The 25,756-nt window shown below is 38.3% G+C and carries 23 protein-coding genes; 14 read left to right on the top strand and 9 right to left on the bottom strand.

Annotation, left to right across the window (positions count from 1 at the left end):
* From ACWIX0_RS08575 to ACWIX0_RS08585, 3 genes are all read right to left on the bottom strand, one after another.
* Window positions 1-849 (bottom strand): MBL fold metallo-hydrolase (locus tag ACWIX0_RS08575; RefSeq protein WP_454173605.1); only part of this gene is annotated, 849 nt, incomplete at its 3' end.
* Window positions 850-994: 145 nt separating this feature from the next.
* Window positions 995-1,345, bottom strand: a complete 351-nt coding sequence (locus tag ACWIX0_RS08580) for a heat shock protein transcriptional repressor HspR (protein WP_454173606.1) — start codon at window positions 1,343-1,345, stop codon at window positions 995-997.
* 140 nt (window positions 1,346-1,485) lie between these two features.
* On the bottom strand, window positions 1,486-2,370 hold the full coding sequence (locus ACWIX0_RS08585) for a DnaJ C-terminal domain-containing protein (RefSeq protein ID WP_454173607.1): 885 nt from the start codon (window positions 2,368-2,370) through the stop codon (window positions 1,486-1,488).
* Window positions 2,371-2,581: 211 nt separating this feature from the next.
* On the opposite strand from ACWIX0_RS08585, the gene ACWIX0_RS08590 reads away from it, so the two are divergent.
* Window positions 2,582-2,779, top strand: a complete 198-nt coding sequence (locus tag ACWIX0_RS08590) for a hypothetical protein (RefSeq protein ID WP_454173608.1) — start codon at window positions 2,582-2,584, stop codon at window positions 2,777-2,779.
* Window positions 2,780-2,854: 75 nt separating this feature from the next.
* On the opposite strand, the gene ACWIX0_RS08595 is transcribed toward ACWIX0_RS08590, so the two are convergent.
* Complete coding sequence (locus ACWIX0_RS08595) at window positions 2,855-3,673, bottom strand: MetQ/NlpA family ABC transporter substrate-binding protein (RefSeq protein WP_454173609.1); 819 nt, start codon at window positions 3,671-3,673, stop codon at window positions 2,855-2,857.
* A gap of 22 nt (window positions 3,674-3,695) precedes the next feature.
* Complete coding sequence (locus ACWIX0_RS08600) at window positions 3,696-4,526, bottom strand: MetQ/NlpA family ABC transporter substrate-binding protein (RefSeq protein ID WP_454173610.1); 831 nt, start codon at window positions 4,524-4,526, stop codon at window positions 3,696-3,698.
* A 417-nt stretch (window positions 4,527-4,943) separates the two neighbouring features.
* Between ACWIX0_RS08600 and ACWIX0_RS08605 the strand changes: the two genes are divergently transcribed.
* Entirely contained in the window at window positions 4,944-8,141 is a 3,198-nt protein-coding gene (locus ACWIX0_RS08605; protein ID WP_454173611.1) for a TonB-dependent receptor, read from the top strand.
* 173 nt (window positions 8,142-8,314) lie between these two features.
* Here ACWIX0_RS08605 and fabI read toward each other — a convergent pair whose 3' ends face one another.
* Window positions 8,315-9,142, bottom strand: coding sequence for an enoyl-ACP reductase FabI (gene fabI, locus ACWIX0_RS08610; RefSeq protein ID WP_454173612.1), 828 nt, complete (start codon window positions 9,140-9,142; stop codon window positions 8,315-8,317).
* A 180-nt stretch (window positions 9,143-9,322) separates the two neighbouring features.
* Here fabI and tilS point away from each other — a divergent pair, with 180 nt between their 5' ends.
* Window positions 9,323-10,678: a tRNA lysidine(34) synthetase TilS gene (gene tilS, locus ACWIX0_RS08615; RefSeq protein WP_454173613.1), complete on the top strand. Its 1,356-nt coding sequence runs from the start codon at window positions 9,323-9,325 to the stop codon at window positions 10,676-10,678.
* 62 nt (window positions 10,679-10,740) lie between these two features.
* Here tilS and ACWIX0_RS08620 read toward each other — a convergent pair whose 3' ends face one another.
* The 3 genes from ACWIX0_RS08620 to ACWIX0_RS08630 form a co-directional block, all read right to left on the bottom strand.
* On the bottom strand, window positions 10,741-11,307 hold the full coding sequence (locus ACWIX0_RS08620) for an LPP20 family lipoprotein (RefSeq protein WP_454173614.1): 567 nt from the start codon (window positions 11,305-11,307) through the stop codon (window positions 10,741-10,743).
* A gap of 267 nt (window positions 11,308-11,574) precedes the next feature.
* Complete coding sequence (locus tag ACWIX0_RS08625; RefSeq protein WP_454173615.1) at window positions 11,575-12,480, bottom strand: hypothetical protein; 906 nt, start codon at window positions 12,478-12,480, stop codon at window positions 11,575-11,577.
* Window positions 12,481-12,527: 47 nt separating this feature from the next.
* Window positions 12,528-13,385: an ABC transporter ATP-binding protein gene (locus ACWIX0_RS08630; protein WP_454173616.1), complete on the bottom strand. Its 858-nt coding sequence runs from the start codon at window positions 13,383-13,385 to the stop codon at window positions 12,528-12,530.
* Window positions 13,386-13,556: 171 nt separating this feature from the next.
* On the opposite strand from ACWIX0_RS08630, the gene ACWIX0_RS08635 reads away from it, so the two are divergent.
* From ACWIX0_RS08635 to ACWIX0_RS08685, 11 genes are all read left to right on the top strand, one after another.
* Entirely contained in the window at window positions 13,557-14,966 is a 1,410-nt protein-coding gene (locus tag ACWIX0_RS08635; protein ID WP_454173617.1) for an RluA family pseudouridine synthase, read from the top strand.
* Window positions 14,950-16,224: a fibronectin type III domain-containing protein gene (locus ACWIX0_RS08640; protein ID WP_454173631.1), complete on the top strand. Its 1,275-nt coding sequence runs from the start codon at window positions 14,950-14,952 to the stop codon at window positions 16,222-16,224. The genes ACWIX0_RS08635 and ACWIX0_RS08640 overlap by 17 nt, the downstream gene beginning before the upstream one ends.
* A gap of 29 nt (window positions 16,225-16,253) precedes the next feature.
* Window positions 16,254-17,762: a tRNA (guanosine(46)-N7)-methyltransferase TrmB gene (gene trmB / locus ACWIX0_RS08645; protein ID WP_454173618.1), complete on the top strand. Its 1,509-nt coding sequence runs from the start codon at window positions 16,254-16,256 to the stop codon at window positions 17,760-17,762.
* Window positions 17,759-18,433 (top strand): cell division ATP-binding protein FtsE, encoded by a 675-nt coding sequence (locus tag ACWIX0_RS08650; protein ID WP_454173619.1) that lies wholly within the window; start codon window positions 17,759-17,761, stop codon window positions 18,431-18,433. Before trmB ends, ACWIX0_RS08650 begins: the two co-directional genes overlap by 4 nt.
* On the top strand, window positions 18,420-19,229 hold the full coding sequence (locus ACWIX0_RS08655) for an FtsX-like permease family protein (protein ID WP_454173620.1): 810 nt from the start codon (window positions 18,420-18,422) through the stop codon (window positions 19,227-19,229). Before ACWIX0_RS08650 ends, ACWIX0_RS08655 begins: the two co-directional genes overlap by 14 nt.
* Window positions 19,229-20,590 carry a murein hydrolase activator EnvC family protein gene (locus tag ACWIX0_RS08660; RefSeq protein ID WP_454173621.1) on the top strand — a complete coding sequence of 454 codons (1,362 nt, stop codon included), beginning with the start codon at window positions 19,229-19,231 and terminating at the stop codon, window positions 20,588-20,590. The genes ACWIX0_RS08655 and ACWIX0_RS08660 overlap by 1 nt, the downstream gene beginning before the upstream one ends.
* A gap of 69 nt (window positions 20,591-20,659) precedes the next feature.
* Entirely contained in the window at window positions 20,660-21,055 is a 396-nt protein-coding gene (locus ACWIX0_RS08665) for a flagellar protein FlaG (RefSeq protein WP_454173622.1), read from the top strand.
* A gap of 449 nt (window positions 21,056-21,504) precedes the next feature.
* Window positions 21,505-22,713: an MFS transporter gene (locus tag ACWIX0_RS08670; RefSeq protein ID WP_454173623.1), complete on the top strand. Its 1,209-nt coding sequence runs from the start codon at window positions 21,505-21,507 to the stop codon at window positions 22,711-22,713.
* 199 nt (window positions 22,714-22,912) lie between these two features.
* Window positions 22,913-24,940, top strand: a complete 2,028-nt coding sequence (gene fliD, locus ACWIX0_RS08675) for a flagellar filament capping protein FliD (RefSeq protein ID WP_454173624.1) — start codon at window positions 22,913-22,915, stop codon at window positions 24,938-24,940.
* Window positions 24,941-24,982: 42 nt separating this feature from the next.
* Window positions 24,983-25,360 (top strand): flagellar export chaperone FliS, encoded by a 378-nt coding sequence (fliS, locus tag ACWIX0_RS08680; RefSeq protein WP_454173625.1) that lies wholly within the window; start codon window positions 24,983-24,985, stop codon window positions 25,358-25,360.
* Window positions 25,347-25,583, top strand: a complete 237-nt coding sequence (locus tag ACWIX0_RS08685; RefSeq protein WP_454173626.1) for a hypothetical protein — start codon at window positions 25,347-25,349, stop codon at window positions 25,581-25,583. The genes fliS and ACWIX0_RS08685 overlap by 14 nt, the downstream gene beginning before the upstream one ends.
* Window positions 25,584-25,756 lie beyond the last annotated feature (173 nt).

The following is a 25,756-nucleotide window of genomic DNA, read 5'->3' on the forward strand; positions in this document are numbered from 1 at the left end:
CCCAAACTCTGCAAAATGCGCCCCATAGCCACTATCGCCACCGATAAATATTTTTTTGCTTTGTGATTTGTGTGAATCCGCGCCATATTCCACCAAAAAACTCGCCCACAAGGTTTTATCCCTATCAAGCAAGCCCCTACTTGAATAATGCCTAGCCGTCAAGCAATGAAAGCGCAACGCCCCAAAATCCACGCTAAAATCCACTTTTTCATTCCAATCTAATTCCGTGATTTTATCCTCACTAATCCCCCACGCTTTGAGATATTTTCCCACGCCAAGTGGGACAATCGCTTTTTTAACCTTTGAAGCGATTGCGCGAATGGTGCTTTTACTCAAATGGTCGTAGTGATTGTGTGTGATAATGAGAAAATCCACACTTGAAATATCGCTAGGCGCGTAAATATCAGCCCCGTGAAATGGGCGAATGACAAAAGGCACGGGCGCGGCATTGTCATTCAAAATCGGGTCTATTAGTAGCCTCTGTCCGCCCAAATTTAGCATATATGAGCTATGCCCAAACCACACGAAACTATCGCTTTTTGAGAGTTCGCTCAAATCGCTTTTTATGCTTGGAATGACAACATTAGTGGGATTTAGCAGGGATACAATCACGCGAAATTTACTCATCGGTGGCTCGTTGGCTACTTCTTGTGGGTGAGGTTTTGGGCTAGATTTTAGGTTATCTTGCGTGCTTTGTGCTTGGAGTCGCGCTTGATTGTATGCTTGTCGTATGGCTTCTTGTAGCTCATTTTGCGGGTGCAAGGCAGTTTTTTCCCTATTTTGCGCCCTGCCTTTTATAAAATTTGGCGAAGATTTTATCCGCGATTTTGTGCTTGCTAGCTCTTTCATAAGCACCTCCTTAATATTTATCCACGCAAGTAGCGCGATACATACGCACCACAAATACCCTCAGTATCCTCTTTGCCTTACGCATTAGATTTTTTTTGATTGTTTGTGGCAAGGGATTTTGATAGTGTGGATTTTGATTAAAATCTTATTTTTTAAAAATAATCAACTCATAGGAGCTTTTTTGTGTCATCACGGAGTTATCGCCTTTGTTAGCCTGTGTCCTTAGCTCCTCTATGATGCTATCTAGCTCATCTAGTCGCTCTTTTAGTCGCAAGATAATATCCACCCCCGCTAGATTTACTCCCAAATCGCGCGTCAAGCGTAAAATCGTCTTAATCTTATCAATGTCGCGTTGCGAATAAAGTCGCATTTTGCCATCTGTCCTGCCCGGCTCTATTAGCCCCTCTTTTTCGTATTGTCGCAGGGTTTGTGGGTGGATTTCTAAGATTTTTGCCACCACGCTAATCAAATACACAGGCTCATCATAGCTATACATTGTCGCTCCTTATTTGTGGGATTTTTATAGATTTTGTATCGTTTGTGATAAAGCGCATCGCAAAAGGCAAAATACATTAGTAGCTAGTTGATTTTAGATTTTGCGCTACATTTAGGACAAATCATTTAATTTGCGCAAAGTTATTTTGCTTTGTCCAAAAGCTCATCTTTTAGCTTTGTAGCTAACTCGCTAGATAGGCTATCCACGCTTGGCAAAACCACATTTGCCTTTAGATACAAATCCCCCATTTGTCCGCTTTTTATGTTTTTTGCCCCAAGCTCTTTTATGCGAAATTTTTGTGCGTTTTTGGTGTTTTGAGGGATTTTTAGCGTTACTTCTTTGTATAAAGTGGGGATTACTACTTTTCCTCCAAACAACGCCACACCCAAAGGCACATCAAAATCACATACCAAATCATCGCCATCGCGCTCGTATTTTTCGCTAGGAAGCACGGAGATTTTTAGCAATAAATCGCCTTGCCCGCTTCTGCCTTTGTGCCCCTTGCCACGCACGCGGATACTTTTGCCCTCACTTATGCCCGCTGGGATTTTGAGCTTTATTGTCTCGCCATTTAGCGATATGGTATGCTCCCCGCCCAAAATCGATAAATCAAAGGGAATGCTAAGCTTAGCCTGAATGTCTAAATTCTCGCTAAAACCACCACCAAATCCACTTGAGCTAAATCCACTAAATCCGCCTGCAAAGCCACTATTAAACCCGCCTAGCCCGCCAAAAATCTGGCTTAATATCTCATCTAATCCTCCTGCCCCGCCTTGAGAGCGAGCAAAATCGTGGAAGTTTTGCCCGCCAAACATACTATCGCCAAATTGGTCGTATTGTGCGCGTTTTTGCGGGTCGCTTAAGATTTCATACGCAGCATTTATTTCTTTAAATTTTTCTTCGGCTTCTTTTTGTTTATTGACATCGGGGTGATATTTGCGAGCGAGTTTGCGATATGATTTTTTTATATCATCTTGGCTTGCGTTTTCGCTTACTTCAAGCGTCTCATAAAGGCTTTTGCTCATCATTTTCTCCTAGATTTTTTATGTATTTTAAGCTATGTTTTGCGTAGATTTTGTGGCAATCTTAAGTGTTATTGTATCATAAAACTTTAGTGTTATTGTATTAAGTTATGTGGATTTTGCAAGTGAGAGGCTTGCAAGTAGAGATTGCAAAATATGGATTTTATAGCTAGGGACAAAAGAGGCGTTATGAAAGAAGTTTTATAAAAAGGCGTTGAGAGATATAAGGAGCAAAACAAAGATTCTAGTCTTTAAAAAAAAATATCAAAACTCCCAAAAACTAGAATCTAATAACTTAAAAAGCCAAAATTTAGTGCGCCTTAAAAAGTTAGGCAATAAAGCCACACAAAATCTAGCGCGTTTTTTAGCGTTTTTTTTTATGTTTTTTAAGGTTACGATAACGGATTTTTAAGTCGCAATATTTTTTTAAAAATACAACAATGCGACAAACATAAGACAAAAAAAACACAAAAACTAAGCGCAAGATTTAAAACGCAGGGACAATCTCGCCTTTATAATTTTCTAGCAAAAAAGTCCTTAACTCTGGGCTTTGGAGGGCATTTTTTAGTTTGATAATATCTTCTTTATTTTCATCGCCCTCGCGCACGACTAATATATTTGCATAGGGCGAGCGAGAATCCTCTATGATAAGCGCGTCTTTGGTGGTAAGCCCGATTTGCATAGCGTAGTTGCCATTTATCACTGCCAAATCCCCATCGCCCAATGCCTTTGGCAAAATCGCCGCTTCTAATGCTTTGATTTTTAGCTTTTTAGGATTTTTGATAATATCTGCCTCATTTGAGCTTAAATTGCTAGAATCTTTTAGCGTGATAAGCCCATTATTATGTAGCAAAATCAACGCCCTACCGCCATTTGTAGGGTCATTTGGGATAAGGATTAGAGCACCGTTTTTTAGTTCTTTTATGTTTTTGATTTTTTTAGAATACGCCCCGATAGGCTCGATATGGACATTTGCGATAGATTTTAGGTGCAAGTTTCTATCCTTGCTGATTTTGTCTAAAAACGGCTTATGCTGCATAAAATTTGCATCTAGGTTTTTTTCCTCTAGTGCTAGATTTGGCATCACATAGTCTGTGAAATCTATGATTTTTAAATCCACTCCTTGTGCTTTGAGGGCGGGCGTGATAAAGCGCAAAATCTGTGCGTGAGGCACAGGCGTAGCACCGACTTTTAGTTCGCCCGCTAAGCTAGGGGAGAGTATCGCTCCGCATATCCCAAATGTAGCTAAAATTTTTACGAATATTTTTGGTGTTTTTGCTAGTTTTTCTTTTGTTTGTTTAGACATTTTTGCTCCTTTTGTATTTGTTTTATTTGCGTTTTTTTACAGGCAAAATCTCGCCTTTATATTTTTGCAAGATAAAATCTGCCACTTCATCGCTTAGTAGCACTTCTTTTAGCGTGGTTATATCTTGGCTAGATACATTATCACTGCGAGAGACTAGCACATTTACATACGCGCTTTTTTCGCTCTCGTGGAAAAATGAATTTTTTAAGCTCATTTTTGCTTGCAAGGCATAGTTGCCATTTATCACAGCCGCGTCAATCCCATCTAGCACGCGTGGCAAAGTCGCAGCCTCCACAGGTCTAAATTTAAATTTACGCGGATTTTCTATAATATCTGCCTCCGTGCAGGCTAGATTTTGTGGATTTTTTAGCTTTATCACGCCATTATCGTGGAGTAGGATTAACGCTCTAGATAGATTTGTAGGGTCATTTGGGATAGCGATAGTCGCGCCATTTGGTATAGATTCTACGCTTTTAAATTTTTTGGAATAAAATCCAAGCGGGATAATATAAATAGGCTCTATTGCGACTAAATCTAGCTTTCTATCGCTTGCCATTTTTTGCATAAATGGTTTATGTTGATGTAGCGTAGCATCTAGGCTTTTTTCCCCCAAAGCAATATCTGGCGTAATGTAGTCTGTAAAGCTAACTACGGTCATTTTGACACCCTTTTTTGCCAAAAGTGGCTTTGCAAACTCTAAGATTTCAGCCGCTGGCACGGGCGTAGCACCGACTTTGATTTCGCCTGCATTTAAAAAAGTAAAGCTAAAAATAGCCAAAAATGACATAGCAATTTTTATAGATTTTTGTGCGTTTGCTAGTGCGTTGGCTAGAAGTTTTGGAAATGGTAGCATTTGATTCTCCTTTGATTTTGCGTGGTTTTTGTTTGATTTTGTATTTTTTGGATTTTGTGAAGCGATGGCTTTTTGCGGGCGTTTTTTGCATTTATGCCTTTTTGTTTGTCTTAGCTTTTTTCATTACCTTTTATCACCGCTATGACAAAATCTAAAAACCAAAAATATATCGCAAAAAATCTAACACAAAATAAATCTTAAATTTTACTTAAAATATTTTTTGATTATTTTGTTATTCATTCCCATTTCACAAAAGCAAATTTTAAGTTTATTTGGTTTATGATTGCGTTTGTTTTTTACATTTTGCTTGTGAATCTTATTTTCTTAAAATGCTAGGTATAATGAGAAAATCATCATTTACAAGATTTCAAATGTGCTAAAAGATTTTGTAAAGACTGCGTAAAAAAGGGGTTTGAAATGGTTTTGTATGGAATAAATATCAATAAGGCATTGGCGTTTGTAAGCGTGGCTATGGCGTGTGGTTTTGCAAATCATATCGCATTTGCCAAAGACACATTAGCCCAAAATATGACAACTGCAAGTAATGCTACGCTTGCTAATAACGAGAGAGAGAGAGAGAGAGAGAGAGAGAGTAACTCCGCGCTAAATTTTTCTAATGCCATTGTAGGCAATGACGATAAAGATTCCCCCTCCCTTGCGGAGGATTTTGCCTTTTATCCCCCCTCCCTTGCGGAGGGGGTTAGGGGGAGGGTAAATCAAACTCCAGCTTCCTCAAAAAACGCTACAAATGATTCTAATGTGGGCTATACCCACCCCCAAACCCCCTCCGCAAGGGAGGGGGCTTTTAACCCTTCAAGTAAATCGTCATTGCGAGCGAGCAACGCGAGCGTGGCAATCTATAATTCAAGCAAAATAGATTGCCACGATTCTAGTCTTTTTGACAAAAGCCTAGAATCTCGCAATGACGGCAATCCTTATTGGGATAAAGATTTTACAAATTCTCGCAATGACAAATCTACCCACCCCCTTTTATCCCCCTCCGCAAGGGAGGGGGAGATAATCCAAAACAACGAAATCTCCACAAAAACAAACCCACACAAATACATAAAATTAGCCAAAATAGATTCTATCCGCACGGATTTTGTGCAAGCATATTTACCACAAGAGATAACAACTTCAAAAATAGATTCTACGAAAAAACATTTACCACAAGCCACAATGGATTCTATACGAGTTGCAAACAACACAGCAAATACGCAAAACAATGTTTTTATAAATAATCATAGAGATATTTCGCGCTATGCGCTCAATATGACAAATGATATAGATTCTATAAAATCAACAGAATCTATGCAAACAGATTCCACACCACAAGCATTTGACAAACCCTCGCACTACAATAAACTAAAAAAATCACAAGAAACTTCTAGCCAAAATATGCAAGATAGCCAAAATCCACAAAAAAGTGAGAATCTACACAAAAATGAAAATCTACAAGATAGCCAAAATCTACCAACAAATAAAAATCTGCAAGAAAACAAGAATCCACAAAAAAGTGAAAATCTGCAAACAAACAACTTAGAATCAACAAATTTAGAAGCAAAAGATTTAGGCAAAGTTAGCGTTACTGCGACAGGGTTTGCCACTTCGCTAATCCAAGAGCAAAGAAATATCATCATCATTGACAAAAATGAGCTGCAAAACAAAGGCTACACCACTATCCAAGATGTCCTTCAAAATACCCAAGCGACTTTTACTTACAATGGATTTAACTCCCCAAATATCGATATTCGTGGGCAGGGCGCAAGTGCTTCGCGAGCGGTCAAAATCTTGCAAAATGGTGTGCCGATAAATCTCACAGATTCCCCTTTTGCGTATAATCGCACGCCTATCAATGCGCTTAGTATCCAAAATATCGAGCAAGTAGAAATAATCCCGGGTGGCGGAGCAGTCCTATATGGAAATGGCACGCGTGGAGGCGTGGTAAATATCATCACAAAAAAGTCAAATAAAAATCATTTTAGCGCAATGATAGGTAATGTGTTTAGCGAGCCTAAGGGTGTAAGCAGTATGCAAAACTCGCCAACAATAGCCCTGCAAGGCGGAATCAATATAAAAAAAGTATTTGTAGGGCTAAGCGGTGAATACCACGATAAAAATGGCTACCGTGAGGGTGAAAAAAATAGAGGCTATTCTCTAAGCAGTGATATTATTTATGCTATCAATGATTCTCATCGCTTAAGCGCAAATCTAAATTTTTATGAGGAATGGTTAAAATTTGCCGATGGACTAACTTATGCAGAGCTACAAAGCAATCGCAGACAATGGAAAAGCGGTAACTCTCAAAACGAAATGAAAAAGACAAATGCGTCCTTGTCGCTAAATCACAACTACCGACAAAATTATGATAATGATAGAAATCTAACGCTAGATACCACTGCATTTTACGCGTATGACAACAATACTTACCAACATTCTGCGGGGTATTTTTTTGACAACAAAGCAGGGCTAAATTTTAAAAGCAAGTATAGTTACAGCAAAAAGGGGGAAGTGATACTTGGATATGAAATGCTCTACGCAGAGGGCAAAAGAGGCAGTTTTCAAGATATTAGCATTTCGCTACCAAACACAATAATGACAAGACGGCAAATCGTGGAAAATATCAACCACCCACGCAAAATCTCAAACTCAATATTTGGGCTAAATAGGCATTATTGGATAAATAGATTTATCAATGGACATTACAGGGCGTTTTCTACTTCTTTTGGTATGCGCTATGAAAACGCGATATACTTGCTAGAGCGAAGCACTTATCAATGGGGGCAAAACTATAATAATGGCGTGGCTTTGGGCAATCCAACCATACTAAATGACACGCAAAAACCAAAAAGCATTTCTAATAATCTCGCCATAGAATTTTTGCCTAGTTTTGAATATTCGCTCACAGGAAATGTATATGCAAAATATGAGCGTGGGTTTGTCTCGCCAAGTCCTAGCGAGCTAACGAATAAAAGTGCTAACCAAACCTACTATGCAAGTGGTGTAAAGCCAGAGACTTATGACAGCGTAGAGCTAGGCATAAAAGATGAGATTTTGGGGAATCCTATCGGGGTTAGCGTGTTTTATACACATACAAATAGTGAGATAATGCACGAATCTTTGGGCAGTTCTTTTAGTGGAGGGTGGAGATATTATAACCTTGATGAAACACATAGAGCGGGTGTGGAATTTATAAGCAAACAACGATTTTGGAGGCTACATTTTAGTCAAAATCTAAGCTATATTTTTTCACGCATTGCAAAAGGCAACAACAAAGGAGCAAAAGTCCCGCTCGTGCCAGATTATAAATTAGCATTTGATTTTGGTATAGAAGCACCAAAATCTGCAAGGCATAATGTAACGCTATTTATAAATCCTATATTTTATGGAAATCAACGCGATAGCTACAATGCCAAAATCAAAGGCTATATTTTGACAGATATTGGTGGCGTGTATGCTTACAAATGGAGTGAAAAAAGCTTAGAGCTAAGCTTTGGGGTGCGAAATGTCGCTGATACCAAATACAACTATTTGCAATATAAAGCTAACGGAGAGTATTTATACTTGCCTGCGTGGGGCAGGAGTTTTTATGTGGAAATGCGATTTAGAATCTAGCTTTTTAGAATGGCTTTGAGTAGGTTTATGCTAGATTTTGGGCTTGTGGGTTTGCAGGAGCGTTTTAGCTAGGTGGCAAAATCTACGAATTACGCTAGATTTTGCAAAATCTAGCTAAGATTTTTGAAGTTTTTTTGCAGTTGATTATGTTTGCAAAAAGTTTTATTCATTTGTTATTCATCTTTTTGCTTATCCCAGCAAAGAATGGTTTTTCCATCATCATCTTTGGTTACATCGCCCATACCCATTATATTATACCCCGCATCGACATAGTGGATTTCGCCTGTTACGCCATTTGCCAAATCACTTAGCAGATACATAGCCGAGTTGCCGACATCTTGTGTGCTTACATTGCGCTTGAGAGGGGCATTGATTTCGTTGTATTTAAGTATCATTCTAAAATCCCCGATTCCGCTTGCAGCAAGCGTTTTTATGGGACCCGCGCTGATTGCATTTACGCGGATTCCGCGAGTGCCTAAATCCCTAGCAAGATAGCGCACGCTAGATTCTAGCGCGGCTTTTGCCACGCCCATCACATTGTAATGCGGGACATATTTTACGCCACCTAAATAACTAAGCGTTAGGATAGATGAGTTGTCTTTGAGTGCGGGCAAACAAGCGCGAGTAAGGGAGAGAAGCGAATACACAGAAGTGCCAAGCGCAATATCAAAAGCATCTTTTGTGGTATTGATAAACGCGCCTTCTAATGCCTCTTTTGGCGCATACGCTACGGCATGGACTAGGAAATCTATCTCGCCAAATGTGGATTTTAGGTTTTTAGATAGAGAATCCAAGTGTGTTTGGTTATTTACATCTAGCTCTAGCACGCATTTTGAGCCAAACTCTTGTGCGATAGGCTCTACGCGCTTTTGCAATGCTTCATTTAGATAAGTGAAAGCCATTTGCGCGCCTTGCTCATAGCAGGATTTTGCTATGCCATAGGCTATGGATTTGTTGTTTGCTATGCCTACGATTAACCCTTTTTTACCTTTTAGTAGCATTTATGCACCCCTTTAGATTTTGGTAGTAAATCTAACATTATAGCAAAGAAAAATTATAACTTTGTTATTGCATTTGCGTGGCATAATGGAATCTTTTTTGTTTATTTTTTTTAGCTTTTTGTGCGACTGCTAGTCATTGCATACCAAAATCTACGATTAAAATAAAAACAAAGAAAACGCGTGAAAAAAACAAAAAATCACTTGCTAAATGTGCCATTGTCAAATGTGGCTACAAAGACATTGCCGCTTGAATACATAGATACGCATTGCAAACCTAATGAAAAAAAAAATCTACTTGCTTTTTCTGGTGGTAGCGATTCAGTGGCGTTGTTTTTTTTGCTAATGCAAAATGGCGTGGATTTTGACATAGCTATCGTGGATTATGCGCTAAGAGAGCAAAGCAAGGAAGAAGTAAGATATGCGCTAAATCTAGCAAAAAAACACAATAAACAATGCTTTGTAAAAAAATCTCCCAAAATCAAAACAAACTTTGAGGCAAACGCAAGGAGCGTTCGCTACGAATTTTTTGAAGAATTGATAGCAAAATATGACTATGAAAATCTGCTTTTAGCCCATCATTTTAATGACAAAGTTGAGTGGTTTTTTATGCAGCTTAGCAAAGGTGCTGGGCTTGGGAGTATGCTTGGGTTTGAGGGTGTAGAAAAACGAGAAAAAGGGCTTATAAAAAAGGGGGTAAAATATCATATTATCCGTCCTATGATTTGGATACAAAAGGGCGAGATTTTGGATTTTTGCAAGGCAAATGGGATAACATTTTTTAGTGATTGCAGCAATTTTGATAGCGCATATAAGCGCAATTTTATGCGCTTGCACTTCGTGAATGATTTCGTAAAAAATTTTAGCAAAGGGGTAAGACATAGCTTTGCATTGCTTGAGGGCGAAAAAAACGCGCTATATGCTGGGCGGGTAAAAGATTTTGGAGGATTTTACATAATAGAGGCTAGAAATGTGCTAGAGGCACTACACCATATCGATAAATATGCCAAACAAAATGGCTATGTCATCTCTAGCAAACAACGAGATGAGATCGTGCGCTGTGGGTTTGCCTGCGAAGTGGGAGGAGCAAGCAGGGCAAAAAACAATGCGCTAAATAAGCAAGGCAACAAAGCGGGGAGGAGAATCACGCAGGAAAAAATCACACGAAAGCAAAAAGGATTTATGCTAGAAAATATCAGCAATCTTTTTGAAAATCTATCAAAAAACACAAAAAATGCAAATGCAGAAAATAACAAAATCTATATTTTTATGAGTGCGCTAGATTTTGCAAGTAAAGCAGAATCTAACAATGCAAAAAATGCCAAAATGCAAAAAATGACAAAAACTCCAAAAATCCCAAAATTCACAAAAACTTCAAAAACTTCAAATGCTACGGGCTTGCCAAAGGATTTTAAAGAATTTGCAAGAAAATCACATATCCCCCAAAAAATGCGAAAAACCCTCTATGATTTTTCGCTAGAAAAAGGGCTAAGCTATAAAGATGCCTTAGAATCTGTTATGAAAAGTTTTTGTTTTTAAAAAGTTTTGCTAATGCTTTTGGATTAGCGCAAAAAATCTATATGTTGCAAAAATCTAAATGACTAAAATCCAAATATTCTAGACCACACTCGCCCATCTAGTTTTAGCTCCATACTTACTTGGCATATCCCCTCTTTGCACGCGCTATCTCGCACTTGTGCGCCTCGTATCACGGCATTTACTCGCGCTTTTACACGCGAATTTTTAAGCACCATATTATGCACGGTATCATTTGCGCTGATTTTGATACCATACATTTGCTCGCCTAACTGTCGATAGCCATCGACTATCGCTGAACGCTTCGCCATCGCCACCGCTTGCGCTGGCGTGCAACAATCAGCAGGCGCAACGCCTATCCCAACTACCTCGATTTCTATGACTTCATTTTCCTTAGGAAAATCAGCTGGCAATCCACTTCTAACGCTTTTTACGCTAGAAGCTGGAGCACTACTTGTAGAGCTTGGGCTATCATCTTCTTCTACTTCATCTTCATCATCTTCGTCAAACTCTTCTTCATCATCATCGTCATCATCATCTGTCGCAGCAAAACCCTGCGAAGCAAACACTAGCCCTGCAACAAAAAAGGCTGTCCCAAGTTTCAAACCTAGTTCTTTAAGCATCTGTGCCATATTAAGTATCCTTAAGAGATTAGGATTTGGTCGATTCCACAAAATCGGCATTGGGGGGGATTATAGCACTTTTGCTTTTTTATTGTCAAGGTTTTTAGGCATTTTAGGGTAAATTTTATACTTCAAACGCCCTAAATCACACAAAAATCACATAAACTAGCTAAAAAATAGCTTAAAATTTCACGCATTTTTGGACAAAATCTACTCAATTTTTTTCCAAAAATCCAACCAAAATCTATCAAAAACCTAAAAAAATAAGAATCCAAACTATTCAAGCTCTAGTTTTTTGACTATCAAAAATCTAGCTAGCAGATAATACGCCAAACTTGTGAGAATATAGGACAAAATATTATAAAAAATAAGCGAAAATCTAAGTGAGTTTTTGAGAGAATCAATAAACAAATCACCACTATTATGTTCCATAAGCCAAGGCGCATCAAAAAAACTATCAAAAAAACGCAAAATTCCCTCCCTATCAAATGCTTCAGGCAAAATCCCAATACTACTTAGCACCACATCAAGCACCACACCTACAATGCTTGTAACCATAGAAATACCTATAAAAATGACAATCCCAACTACAAGCCTAAAACTGCTTATACGCAAAAAATTTAGCACCGCTAAAGTCAGCAAAATTTGCAATAAAAATTCTAATATGCTACAAAGTCCATAAGATAGATTTATCGCAATAAAGCCAATACTAACGCTTAAATCCACTCTGCTAAGCCTAGAGATAAACTCACTCATCACGCCAAACAAACTAAAATCTGATAAAAATACAAGCGCGCAAAAACTAAGCACACCAACATACACAAAACTAGCACCAATCAAAATAAAGCAACCAAGAACCTTTGCTAGCAAAATCCTATCAATCCCTAGCGGCAGGCAAAAAAGCAAGTATCCATAAGCCCCAAAGAGATTTTTGCCAAAAGCGTTGATGATATTTAGGATTTGCACCACGATAAATCCTAATATGCTGCTCATAAGCAAAAATGTGCATACTGAAGAAAATAAGCCAAAATATAATCCCATAGAATGCGAATCCAAGCTAGAGCCAGAAGCCACATTTTTTATCATCGCCACAACCCCAACTAGCCCTATGCCAAAAAAAACACCCATAATAATGTAGGGCAAAAATCCCTGTTTTATTTCGTATTTCAATAAATTTCTCAAATGCGCTCCTTAGATTTTGTTAAAACTTCAAAAACTAGCTATAAAAACTAGTTGTTTTTAAAAAACTCTTTAAATGCCTGCTCCAAATTGATAGGATTTTGCTCGCCTTGTCGTGTGAAATCCGCCACAGATTTGTGTGCTAGCACACTACCATAAGACAAAAATATCGCCTCATCTAAAATCTGCTCAACATCATAGATTAGGTGCGTAGCAATAAGCACAGAGGGGCTGTATGACTCTTTTGCATTATTTGTGATATTTGCTTTATTAGCAGATTCTAGGCTAGGTTGCGAAATGGATTTATTGCTAGATTGCGCATTAGATTTTGTGTTAAGTTGTTCGCTAGATTCTAGGTTAGAAGTTGTGGCGTTTATACTACTATGTGGCTTGCAATATTGCATTATAAGCGAAAAAACCTCATCTCTTGCCACAGGATCTACCCCTGCTATTGGCTCATCAAGTATATATAGTCTCGCCCTCCTAGAAAGCGTCAAAAGCAATGCCACTTTTTCTTTGTTGCCTTTTGATAGGGTTTTTAGCTTAGATTTTGTATCGATTTTTAGTCGCTCGCTTAGCTCCTCTGCCCTTGCTATATCAAAATCATCAAAAAAATCGCCAAAAAAACCAAATGCCTCTTTTAGATTCCAATGCAAAGGGATATGATTTTTATCAGGCAAATAAGCAATATGTGATTTTGCCTTGTCGTTTATGTTTTCTCCTAAAAATTTAACCTCCCCGCCATATTGCCTAAGTAGCCCCAAAAGCACTTTTATTAGGGTGGTTTTGCCACTGCCATTTGGACCTAGAAGCCCTATGATTTTGCCCTCTTGTAGGTTTAGGCAAACGTTTTTAAGTGCTAGTTTATTGCCATAATATTTTGTCAAATTTTGTATTTCTAAAAGCATTTTTTCTCCAAATTTTTAAGCGATTTTTGCGTATCATTCCAAAATGTAGCAAGTAATGAGATTTTATTTTAGATTTTTAAGCCCACATTATAGCGACTTTGCATTAAACGCACAAACAAAAATATTCTAAAATATAGATATAATGCGACAAAAATCTAAAAAAGGCGTTTTATGCAAATATATCTAATAAATGAGCTAGAATCTAACCAAAGAAATACACCACAACAACAAACATTATCCACACCACAAAGTCAAAATCTATCCCCACTTTTTTTGCAAACAGCCCAAAAAATCCGCCTTGATGAGTGCCTAGCCAAAACCTTGCAAATAAGCAAATCTCAAATCACAAACCTAATCAAAAAAGGGCTAGTATGCCTAAATGAAAATCCTATCAAAAAAGGCGGAATCTACCTAAAAGAAAATGATAAAATCCACATAAAAAGCCCAAACAAACTCGCACAAAAAGACGCTTTTACGCAAAAATGTGCTTTAAGCAAAAAAGAATCTACGGATTTTAGTGGTTTTTGCGAGAATTTAGAGGATTTAGAGATTGATAGAATCTATGAAAATGATGGTTTTTTGATTTTAAATAAACCGCCTTTTTTATGCGTGCATAGCGCACCAAGCCTAAAAGAGCTAACTCTGGTTGATTGGCTAAAAAAGCAAAATATGATGCTATCAAATCTCGCAGGAGAAGAGAGAGCTGGCATAGTCCATAGGCTAGATAAACAAACAAGTGGAGCTATAATCATCGCCAAAACCAACCCCGCACACGCCCTCCTAAGTGAGAATCTAAAATCAAAACATATCGGGCGATACTATCTAGCCCTCATAAATGCCCCGCTAAAAGAAAAAATCATCATAGAATCACAAATCGCTCGCCACCCAAAAAACCGACTAAAAATGGCAAATATTGATAGCTTTCATAATGCCCCTCAAAATCTACTAAAATCCGCTCGCTATGCAAAAAGCGAATTTGCCCCTTTGCTATGTGATGAAAAAAGTGGCATAAGCCTAATTGCTGCCAAACTCCACACAGGGCGCACTCATCAAATAAGGACACATTTAGAAAAGCTAAATAGGCATATTTTAAATGACATAACTTATGGCTTTGCTACCCAAAAGATTTCACAATTTGAAGCATTGCCAAAAGAATGCAAAGATATGCTTTTGAGTGGATTGCAAAAATGTGGATTAAAAGCAGGGGGATTACCATCAAATAAAACAAATGATTTTGCCTTTTTTATCCCGCGAGTATTTTTGCACGCGTATTTATTGTATATGCCTTTGGAGTTGCTACAAATTCCCAACTACGCGCAATCTGGCGCATTAAAATCTAACATAAAAAATGCAGGATTTTATGCCAAATCTAGCGCGCAAAAATCACAAGTTTTTTGCGCGAGTGTTTTTGATGATATGCTACAATTTTGCGTAAAAATTTTTGGGGAAAGGCAGTTTAATGAAGCGATTAAGATACCTCGCATTTTGCGCGAATTTGATGAATTTTATGATGAGTATTTTGATGAAAAATCTAGCCAAAATTTACACAGCAATATTTCGCAAAATGACACGCAAATCTAAATTTGCGTTTGTGGCATTGATTTGTTTGGGAATCTTTAGTGGTTGTGCGGACAAAACACAATCGTTTAATTTTCTAAGCAAAGAGGAAAAAATCGATGAGAGTTTGCCAACGATTGCATCTCATAAAATCCGCTATATAGCCGATGTCAGCTCCATAGCATTTGAATGGGAATTGCTAGAGAGCGCAAATATCAAAGGTTTTGTGCTGTATCAAAACAACCAAAATGGTAGCACCAAAAAAATCGCCACGATAAAAAACCCAAGTTCCACGCATTTTGTGCTAGATTCTCTACTGCCCGAGACAGAATATTCATTTCAAATCGCTACTTTGGGGCATAATAACGCCATTTCTAAAAAATCCGCCCCCCTAGTGATAAAAACCTCTTTTATCGACCCTATCGAAACCGTCCTCGCCTCGCAAAATAATCCAAAGCAAGTAAAACTTATTTGGAGTCCTCACCCAAATCCTAGCATTACGCGCTACATTATCCAGCGACAAAATCAAAAAGGTAAATTTCTAAATATCGCCACGGTAAAAAACCGCTTGCTCGTGGAATATTTTGATGAAAATTTAGATGATGAGACAGAATATGTTTATCGCGTAGTCGCCCAAGATATTAACGGAATCAAATCTGCCCCTAGCCAAATCGCAAAAGGAAAGACTAGAGCAAAGCCACCGATTATACAAACCCTAAAAGCAAGCAATGACAAACTAAAAGAAATTACGCTCACTTGGGAGGCGATTGCAGGGGCAAAAACTTATGAAATCTATGCTTCGGGCGATGATGGGATTACATACAAATCCATAGCTAAGACACGCAAAACAACATATACCGAAAATGTAGAAAAATTTCAAAAAAGCCAAAGTTTCAAGCAAGGCGATAGCGGGCTAAAAAGATTTTATAAAGTCATAGCTATCGATAAAGATGGCGTAGCAAGCAACCCTCCACAATATCCAGCCATAGGTTATACCCTCCCTCCATTGCCCACTCCCGTAGTGCAAAAAGCCACCATAGAAGATGAAAAAGCCATCATACAATGGGAAGTAATAAACCTAGATAGAGTCAAAGCCTACTCCATCTATCGCCTTGAAAATGGCAAAAAATCAACGCAATTACGATTTGCCAACACGACAAATACGACTTTCACTGACAAAGAAATGCAAAGGGGCAAAAAATACAGCTACCAAGTCGTATCCGTAGATGAAGATGGCAATGAATCGCTACCAAGCAAAGAAGTCTTGCTAATGATAGAATAGATTTTAGAGTAGATTTTGCAAAAAAGCTTATGCCACATTTTTTAGCCAAAAAACCAAAATCTAGTGCATTTAACAAGAATCAAAGTGTGAGTGAAAATGCCCCACTGCTATGCTTTAAACGCGATTTAGAGAATCTTTTGGATTTTGATAATTTTGATAAAGGCGATAATGTCGATAAAGGCATATCAAAAAAATCAAACAATGATTTAGAGCAAAATCTAGCCATATATCCCAAACTCCATAGCCTAAAATCTAACAAACTAGCCCTTATCCCCATAAAGAAAAACAAGACAATATTTTTTTTGCAAGAAATAAAGCGCGAAAATGATTTGCTCATAAATGGGCTAAAAATCACTCGCCCAACCCCTGTGGAGTGCCTAAAATCCGCGCTTCGTAGCGTAAGCAAAAACTATAAAACCATATCGCATAATCTCCACGCAAACAAAATATATGCTAATCCACAATTTTTGCTAAGCCCAAAAGAGTTGTTAAAAATTGTGTTTTATGCAAAATCTACCGAGCCAAAATCTGCGCAAAAATCTACAAAAATTAACTCAAAATCTAGCGCAAAATCTCACACACAATATTACTCAAAATATCACGCAAAAGATTTTGCCAAAACTCCCAAAATCTATTTAGAAATCGGCTTTGGAAGTGGTAGGCATATACTTTATCTTGCCAAAAATAACCCACAAGATATGTTTATCGGGCTTGAAGTGCATACGCCTTCCATCGAACAAGTGCTAAAAAATATCGCCCTGCAAAATCTACAAAATCTTTTTATCCTACATTTTGATGCAAGGGTGCTTTTAGAAGTGTTGCCATCAAGTAGCCTAGATTGCATATTTTTGCATTTTCCTGTGCCGTGGAATGACTCAAAAACTCGCCGAGTGTTTAGCGAGCATTTTTTAGAGCTAGCGTTGCGTGTCCTTAAAAAAGACGCGATTTTGGAGCTAAAAACCGATGATGAAATCTATTTTAAAGACGCTATTGCTTTGTGTGAAAATCTACCCAAAAACGCGCTAGATTTTATCTCACAAAACGCGCAAAATGAAATGACTAATGGGCAAGATAATGTGATTAGCAAGTATGAAGCGCGTTGGCTTAGGCAAAAAAAAGATATTTTCACGCTACAAGTCAAATCTTTGCGCAAAAATCGTGCGATTGTTTTAAAATGCCGTTTTCATTTTGACAAAAACTTGGTAAAATCCGTTTTGACAAAACAGCCAAAACTAAAAAGCCTAATCAACTATAAGCAGGTTTTTAAAAATGGATTTTTGCATATTAGCGATATTTTTGCTAGCAAAAAATATCCAAAAATATCCCAAAAACCAAAATCCAAACAGCTAGATAAATCCATTGCTAGAGTTGCTTTTATCATAAAAATGGGGGATTTTAGCCAGCCTACAAGTTGCGTAGTTGTATTTGAAGAATGTGGCAAAGACACAAAGGCTATCTATCTAAAAGAGCCTCCCCTTCCCACAAAAGCCACCATAGAAGCGCATAAACGATTTGTTAAATTATTGGAGAAAATATGAGCGTAATCAAAGCAGAAAATCTTACCTTAGGGTATCAGCGCGAAGAGCCTGTCATAGTCAATGCAAGTTTTGAAATCCGCCACAAAGATTTTGTATTTGTATCAGGTCCTAGTGGTAGTGGCAAAAGCACTTTGCTTAGCTCGCTTTATGGTGGATTATTACCTATGGGTGGAAATCTATCCGTCCTAGATATAAATCTATCCAAGCACAATCAACGCTCTATCGATAGACTAAGGCAACGCATAGGCATCGTTTTTCAAGACTATAAACTAATCGAGGAATGGAGCGTAGAAAAAAATATCGCCCTGCCTATGCACATAAATGGCTACAAAAAAGACGCCATTCACACCCAAACCGAAAAACTCCTAACCCACATAGGACTACTCCACAAAGCAAACAAACGCCCGCTAGAGCTAAGCGGTGGCGAACAACAACGAGTAGCTATGGCACGCGCTATCGCTCATCGCCCTAGTTTGATTCTAGCTGATGAGCCCACAGGCAACCTTGATGATTTTTCAAGCGATATGATTTGGAGCTTACTAAAGAGTGCTAATGAGCAATTAGAGATGACGATTATGGTGGTTACCCACCGCGTGCCTGTGCGGATAAATATCAACTATCGCCATTTGATTATCGATGGAGAAAGGAATGCAATCTATGAGCAACATTAAACAACATTTCTTTTTGATTTTGCCTTTGGTGGCTTTGCTATTTGCGTTTGAATGTTTTTTGCTCGTCTCTCGTGCCGTAGAGACTAAAGAGGACAAACTCTCTCAAAACTACTCCATAGTCATCGCAAGCAAACAAAAACTAAGCCTAGATTTTATACGACAAAATATCCCTGAAGCGATGTCAATAGAGCCTATCGACCCTAGCTTTATACTAGATAAAATCCGCACAAATATGAATAATGAGGACTATGAAAATGTCAAAAAACAGCTATCCCTCTACTACAATCTAAAGCTAGAATCTTTCCCCAATCTCAAACGCCTAGAAAAAATCCAAAACACCCTTGATAAGATGCCAAATATCATTAGGACAGAATCTTTTAGCAAGACGCACAACCAAACCTATCGTTTGTTATTTTTAGTCAAATTTAGCACGCAGCTTTTTGCCCTTCTTATTGCGATTTTAAGCCTGCTTTTGATGACAGATCAAGTTCGTATTTGGCATTTTGAGCATAGCAAGCGCATAGAGATTATGGGCTATATGGGCGCAGGATTTTGGCTAAAAAATCGCTTTTTCTTTAGAAACGCCATTTATGATGCGCTTATTTCTACTTGTATTATTATCATATTGTTTTTGTATGGTGCAAATACCTCTATGGCAGAAGATATCCGTCAAGCCCTAGAGCTACCAAAAGAAATGTTTGCTTTTGCGATAGATTTTGGGATTTTGCTTATTACTTCGCTAGTAGTGTGCCTTGCTTCTGTGATTGTCGCCATAATGCTACAAAGGCGTGCATAATGGCTAAACCAAGATTTTGTTTTACGCTAAGTGTGTGCGTGCCAAAGACACTTATGCTAGCTATGCTAGCAAGTATTCTAAGCCCGCTTAGCGCAAATCCAAAAAGTATAACAGACATCGAAAAAGACATACAGGACAACAAAGCAAAACTTCAGCAAAAAGCTCAAGAAGAGCGCAAAATCTCTAGTCGCCTAAGCACGCTTGGACACACCATAAACGAGCGCAAAAGGCAAATCACAAAATTGCGCGAACAAATCACATTTATCCAAAAAAATATCAACCAAAATCAAAGCCAAAGCCAAAGCCAAGAAAAAAGGCTAGATGGCTTACGCAAAGCACTACGAACACTTGAAGAAGAAAAATCAAAAGTCCAATTTTATATCGCAAACCTCATCATAAAAGATTTAGCATTTCAGCTTGTGCTAGATAAACAAAGCATCATTTCGCCAGATGATGTCATACTTGAAGATGTGTTTGAGATTTTGACAAAACAGACAAAAGAAAAAATCGTAGTTTTGAGCGAAAAACAAGGAAAAATCGCAGAGCAAATCGGCTCTATCACCAAAAATATCGATGAAATCACACATCTTATCGGCACACAGCAAAATCGCAAAGAGCAACTACAAAAAATGATAAATGAACAAAATCTATTAAATGAAAAACTCCAAGCCGAGCTAAATGACTACAATGAGCGATTGTTGCAAATCAGCAAAGAGAGGGAGGGGCTAGATAATATACTTCAAGAGCTAAACATAGTCAAAGCAAAAACACAACAAGAAATCCAAAAAGAGAAAGAAAAAGCCCTAGCCGCAGAAAAAGAGCGACAAGAAAAAGAAAGAAAAGAGAGAGAAAAACAAGCCAAAGCCCAGCAAGGCACTACTCCACCTCCACCACCCCCTGCGACAAAAGAAGCACCAAAAGTCTTGCAAGTGGCAAGTAGCTACAAAGATATTCCATTCATAAAATACACAGGAGCAAAAACAATATCTCCGCTTGAATACTACACGGTAGAACAGGCTTTTGGACCATATCACGACCCTGTGTATAATATGAAAGTATTTTCTCAATCTATCACGCTTATATCCAAAGTCCCAAATGCAGTGGTGCAAAATATATTTGAGGGCAAAGTAGTCTATGCAAAAGAAGCTTCTTCAATGCTAAAAAAAGTCGTAATCATCGATCACGGAAATGATTTTTTCACCATTTATTCACAGCTTGACAAAATCGCCCCCACAGTCAAGCCGGGCTTTATCGTAAAAAAAGGCTACACCATAGGCAGAGTATCGCAAAGATTGGGCTTAGAAGTAACCCAAAAAGACAAGCATATCGACCCATTAGAAATTATTGCTAAAAGCAAATAAAAATTTTTGCTAAATAGTCGATACTTGTATTTGACCTACCAAAATCACTAAAATAACAAGGAGGTTATTATGGCAGAGTTGAATACTTCACAAGTCTCTACCATCAGAGACACTCTTTATAATATGGCTAGTTCCGCTGGTGAAGCACGGGGAGTGGATACCGTGCGTGCTTCAAATCTGCGTGCTGCAAGCGCACAGCAAGATGAGAGGCGCAAAATTCAACACGAAGAAGTGGCACACACTAAGCAGGATTTAGTCAATCTTAGCAAAGAGATGAATCAAAAAATGCGTGATATTGGCACAGATATAAATTTTAGTTATAGCGAGGATATTCGAGGGCTTGTCGTAACGGTCAAAGAGCCAAATAGTGGCAAAGTAATCCGTGAAATCCCTAGCCAAGACGCCATAGAGCTAGCACGAAAGATGAATGAAACTATGGGGCTTCTTTTTGATAAAGAAAGCTAGGATATAGGCAAACGCGATATAATCCATTTTGCTAGCAAACACTTCAAGCATTTAAAAATGTTTGTGGCTGTTTGTAATAGTTTGTAGTAATATCTATAACGATAAATTTATGCAGAATCTAAATTAGGCTTTAGCTAAAATCTAATTTAGATTCCACGCCAAACACGCAGATTGCATACACTTCTTTACCTGTCTTTGCCTACTTCTATACTTTTTACTTCTAGTTATGTTGATAAAAACGATTAAAAACATATTTATGGCTTTATTATTTTTTGCTGTTTATAAATTTGCCAAATCGTGTGAAAATTCGTATGAAAATCTTTGAAAAATGCTAGCCAATATACAAACCAATATACAAAAATCTAAAATTTAGACATTTCACATTTAGATATTTAATAAAGTCAAAGTAACAAAATAAGGCAAAATAAAGAGCAAAAAAGGAAAATAAAATGCAAAAATCCAAAACCACCGACAGCCAACCAACCAAGACCCAAAATCTAGCCAAAAAAATCTTTTGGCTAAATTGCCTAGTCCTAATCGCTATCACGATAAATCTACGCGCTCCAATCGTATCCATAGGACCAATCATCGAGGATATAAAATCTATCTATGGCATAAATTCCGCATTAGGAGGGCTTCTTACTTCGTTGCCTCTTATTGCGTTTGGTAGTGTTAGCTTTGTGGTGGCGTATTTTTCGCCCATTCGTGCACTTTTATTAGGCTTAGCACTTATTGTGCTAGGAGAGATTTTGCGCGGATTTGTCGGGGCGTATGGGCTTTTTTTAGGTATGGGGTTACTTGGCTGTGGGGTAGCGATTGCAAATGTGCTTTTGCCTAGCTTTGTCAAAGAAAAATTCCCCCAAAAAGTCCCAAAAATGATGAGTATTTATAGTCTTTTTCTAAATCTATCTTCGATTAGCGGAATCCTACTTGCCCTGCCTTTATTGCATTTGTTGGGTTTAAAAATATCACTTCTTTTTTGGCTTCCTTTTAGCATACTAGCATTTGTGCTATACCTGCCTCACATTCGCAATGGTAGGATTTTTCGCACGCCTGCTAAAAAGCTAGATTCTACCAATCTTTTCACGCACAAAAGCGCAATAACTATCACATTATTTATGGGTTCTCAAAGTTTTATTGCGTATTCTATGTTTGCGTGGTTTGCGCTTATGGTAAGCGAAAAAGGATTTGGTAGCGTGTTTGGTGCAAATATGCTATTGCTATCCCAAATCATTGCCGTGCCTGTGGGATTTTTTGCCCCTTTGATTTTAGGTAGGCTAAGGCTTTGCTATCGTCCGCTATATATGGCTACATTATGCGGGCTATATATCATCGGTTTTATTACTCTGCTTTGTTTTGATTCTAAATCTAGCGTAGTTTTTGCAAGCATTTGCATAGGCGTGCCTATGGGAGGGGTTTTTGCCATTGCGTTATTGTTTATTTCTACCAAAAGTGAAAATCCACAAATCGCCACGAAACTATCCTCTATGGCACAGGGCTTTGGCTACTTGCTTGCTAGCACTTCGCCTTTTATCTTAGGTGCGTTGCACGATTATTTTGGTGGTTTTGATGAGGGGTTATATTTGCTAGTATTTATGGGATTTTTGGTTAGCGTGTTAGGATTTTTGGCAAACAAAGCAAACACCATAAAAGCATAAATCACAAACACACTTTAAAAACAATTCCCCATTTAGTCGATAATAGCTTTATCAAACACAAATCAAATAAGATTTTAATGCTACGCAAAATCTAAACAAAAAATGGCGTGGATTTTGCTTGCAAATGCGGGATTTTGGTAGTTTAGAATCTACCTTACAAAAAACGCATAAAAACTGCAAAACACATAAGGAGCATCAAATGGCAATCGGTAAGATAAACTCTCTAGGTGCGGGAAGCGGAGTTTTAAGCTATGAAGTCATTGACAAACTAAGAGATGCCGATGAAAAGGCTATGGTAAAGCCTATCGAGCGCAAAATGGAGCTAAATGTCGAAAAGCAAAAAACCCTAACCGAAATCCAAACGCTAATCTCTGGCTTGCGCGGTCCTGTGAAAACTTTGGGGGATTATTCAAGCTATTTGGGGCGAAGCACAGAAATCAATAATGACGCCATAAAAGCAAGTGTGGCAAGCGGTGTGCCACCACAAGATATAAAAATCGATGTGCATTCTCTCGCACAGGGCGATATAAACGAAGTTGGTGGGAAGTTTGAAAGCCGAGATAGCGTGTTTAGCGAAAATGACGCGAAGCTGACTTTTTATACAAAGGGGCGAAGCTATACGATTGATATTTATAGCGGTATGACTTTAGGCGATGTAGCCCAAGCCATAACTGATGCTACAAATGGCGAAGTCATCGGCACAGTGATGAAAACAGGCGGTCCTAAGCCATATCAGTTAATGATGAATTCTAAGGGAATGGGCGATGAGAGCAGAATCTATTTTGGCTCTATGCTTCGCACGGATAATATTTCTAGCAATACGCTTGACTTACAAGATGGGGATTTAACCCTAACCCTAAAAGACAAAAAAGGCGAATCTAAATCCGTAAATGTAAAGCTAAAAACCGATGGTTTGGGGGACTCTACGCTTGCGCTAAAAGAAGCCATAAAAGAAGCCATAGCGCAAAATGATGAGCTAAAAGATTTGCTAGATAATCAAATCCATATAGGGCTTGATAAAGATGGCAAAGGGCTTATCATCAATGATGTGCGTGGCAATGAAATCAAAATCGAAGGCGCAAAAGCACGCGAGCTAGGATTTCGACAAACAAAGACAGATGAAGATCCTATCTATTCCTCAAGCAATGCTGTAAAAGCAGGAAAACTAAGCGGGATTATTACCATAGGGACGGTTCCGCTTGATTTGGCAAAAATGACAAAAGAAAAAAACTCAAGCGAGCAAAATGCTAAAATCATCGCTGAAGCTATAGAAAATATCGCAGGAATGCACGCAAAAACCGATGGACAGGGGCATTTAGAGCTATACTCCGAAGTAGGCGAAATCCAAATATCCACAAACACTCCCGCCGATAAACAAGCCCTAGAAGACACAGGGCTTCGCGCAGGCAAACTCCAAAACTACACCAAATTGCAAGAATCGCTTTTTAAAGTCCGCAATGTCCAAAAAGCACAAGATGCAGAGATTTCGTATAATGGCGCGAGGGTATCTCGCCCTAGCAATGAGATAAATGACATCATAAATGGCGTCTCTTTAACCCTAAAATCCACCACAGAGGAGGGCAAACCCGCCATAATCAGCATAGGCAGGGATAATGAAGCCATCATCGAGCAAGTAAAAGATTTTGTCAAAGCGTATAATGAGCTTATCCCAAAGCTAGATGAAAGCACGCGCTTTGATGAGGATAGCAAAATCGCAGGTATTTTTAATGGCGTAAGCGATATTCGCTCGATTCGCACCGCGCTAAATAGGGAGATTTCATACTCTGAGCTAGTAAATAACCAACTACGAAGCCTAATGAACTATGGAATCTCTCTAAATGACAAAGGCGTAATGCTACTTGATGAATCCAAGCTAAAATCCCAAGTCGCAACACAGCCTCAAGAAACAGAAGAATTTTTCTACGGCTATGAAAAGCAAAACTACAAAGGCGAGGATGTCCATATTGACGGGATTTTTGTCAAAATTGATAAATTTTTGGCTGGTTTGGTCGATGGTAGTGAATCAAGGCTTGAATCATTTAGCTCATCATTAGAGCGCGATGCAAAAAAATTGCAAAAAGACAAAAAAAATGCCAACGAGCTACTTGATAGTAAATACGAAGCGATGGCAAGTCGATTTGCAGCATTTGATAGTCAAATAGCAAAAACAAAAAACGCTTTTGGCTCGGTGCAAATGATGATAGATCAATCTATCGCTAGAAAATAGCCAAGCCCACCAAGACACAAAATCCAAAAATAAGGACGCCAAATGAGAAGCAACGCATACGCCCTATACCAACAAAACGAAATTTCTGTGGAATCCCCTGCCAAGCTCATTGAAATGCTTTATGAGGGAATCTTGCGATTTTCTGGGCAAATCAAAGTCAATATAGAAAATGGCGACATCGAAAAGAAAATCTACTATATAAACCGCGTAACAGATATTTTTACAGAGCTATTAAATGTGCTTGACTATGAGCGAGGTGGCGAAGTAGCAGTCTATCTCACAGGACTTTACACACACCAAATCAAACTCCTAACCCAAGCAAATGTCGAAAACAATACACAAAAAGTGGATATTGTCGTAAATGTGGTAAAAGGCTTGCTAGAAGCGTGGAGGGAAATCCACCCAAATGAATTGGCTTAATGAGTTAAAAATCGCGCTTGTATCTAACGACTGCGATAAGGCAGGCGCGGTGATAGATAATTTCCCTAGCAATGAAGAGCTAGCAAAATGTAGCTTAGAAGAGCTAGAAGAGGCAAAAGAGATTCTAGCTCAAATCATAGAAATGCTACAATCTAACCAAAATCAAGTCAAATCCCAAATCCTACACATAAAAGCCGCTAAAAAATTCTTAGAATCTTACTAATCCGTAAAAATGTTTCATAAAAATCATTTGCAAAAAACTCCCCAAAAATCTCTTGCAAAAATCTTTCGCAAAAAATATCTTGCAAACAACGCTTCGTTTAACAAAAAAAAAAAAAAACGCGTTACAATCGCTCATTTTTTCGCACCTAATCAACGCGCAAAATTTTGCGCAAA

It is taken from the genome of Helicobacter sp. T3_23-1059 (genome assembly GCF_053654515.1).